Here is a 1,761-nt window from a genome sequence, read left to right on the forward strand (position 1 = left end):
GTAGACCTTTGAAAACTGAACAAAGCAAAGACAAACCAAATGTGTAGGGCGTCTTGATTGATTCAAGACAACAAACATTTTTAACAAGCAAGCAATATGCTAGCAAACAATTGAGCTTAACAATCGCAAGATTGTTCGAACTTTTTATGAGAGTTTGATCCTGGCTCAGGACGAACGCTGGCGGCGTGCCTAATACATGCAAGTCGAACGCTTCTTTTTCCACCGGAGCTTGCTCCACCGGAAAAAGAGGAGTGGCGAACGGGTGAGTAACACGTGGGTAACCTGCCCATCAGAAGGGGATAACACTTGGAAACAGGTGCTAATACCGTATAACAATCGAAACCGCATGGTTTTGATTTGAAAGGCGCTTTCGGGTGTCGCTGATGGATGGACCCGCGGTGCATTAGCTAGTTGGTGAGGTAACGGCTCACCAAGGCGACGATGCATAGCCGACCTGAGAGGGTGATCGGCCACATTGGGACTGAGACACGGCCCAAACTCCTACGGGAGGCAGCAGTAGGGAATCTTCGGCAATGGACGAAAGTCTGACCGAGCAACGCCGCGTGAGTGAAGAAGGTTTTCGGATCGTAAAACTCTGTTGTTAGAGAAGAACAAGGATGAGAGTAACTGTTCATCCCTTGACGGTATCTAACCAGAAAGCCACGGCTAACTACGTGCCAGCAGCCGCGGTAATACGTAGGTGGCAAGCGTTGTCCGGATTTATTGGGCGTAAAGCGAGCGCAGGCGGTTTCTTAAGTCTGATGTGAAAGCCCCCGGCTCAACCGGGGAGGGTCATTGGAAACTGGGAGACTTGAGTGCAGAAGAGGAGAGTGGAATTCCATGTGTAGCGGTGAAATGCGTAGATATATGGAGGAACACCAGTGGCGAAGGCGGCTCTCTGGTCTGTAACTGACGCTGAGGCTCGAAAGCGTGGGGAGCAAACAGGATTAGATACCCTGGTAGTCCACGCCGTAAACGATGAGTGCTAAGTGTTGGAGGGTTTCCGCCCTTCAGTGCTGCAGCTAACGCATTAAGCACTCCGCCTGGGGAGTACGACCGCAAGGTTGAAACTCAAAGGAATTGACGGGGGCCCGCACAAGCGGTGGAGCATGTGGTTTAATTCGAAGCAACGCGAAGAACCTTACCAGGTCTTGACATCCTTTGACCACTCTAGAGATAGAGCTTCCCCTTCGGGGGCAAAGTGACAGGTGGTGCATGGTTGTCGTCAGCTCGTGTCGTGAGATGTTGGGTTAAGTCCCGCAACGAGCGCAACCCTTATTGTTAGTTGCCATCATTTAGTTGGGCACTCTAGCAAGACTGCCGGTGACAAACCGGAGGAAGGTGGGGATGACGTCAAATCATCATGCCCCTTATGACCTGGGCTACACACGTGCTACAATGGGAAGTACAACGAGTCGCAAAGTCGCGAGGCTAAGCTAATCTCTTAAAGCTTCTCTCAGTTCGGATTGTAGGCTGCAACTCGCCTACATGAAGCCGGAATCGCTAGTAATCGCGGATCAGCACGCCGCGGTGAATACGTTCCCGGGCCTTGTACACACCGCCCGTCACACCACGAGAGTTTGTAACACCCGAAGTCGGTGAGGTAACCTTTTGGAGCCAGCCGCCTAAGGTGGGATAGATGATTGGGGTGAAGTCGTAACAAGGTAGCCGTATCGGAAGGTGCGGCTGGATCACCTCCTTTCTAAGGAATATTACGGAGACTACACTGTTTGTTTTTCACTTTGTTCAGTTTTGAGAGGT

The 1,761-nt window shown here is 51.2% G+C and carries 1 rRNA gene; it reads left to right on the forward strand.

The features are described 5' to 3' along the window. Window positions 1–142 precede the first annotated feature (142 nt). Window positions 143–1,702 (forward strand): 16S ribosomal RNA (locus AB3I12_RS13275). Window positions 1,703–1,761 lie beyond the last annotated feature (59 nt).

Origin of the sequence: Enterococcus sp. C65, assembly GCF_040887165.1 — a bacterium.
GTDB lineage: Bacteria > Bacillota > Bacilli > Lactobacillales > Enterococcaceae > Enterococcus_B > Enterococcus_B hirae.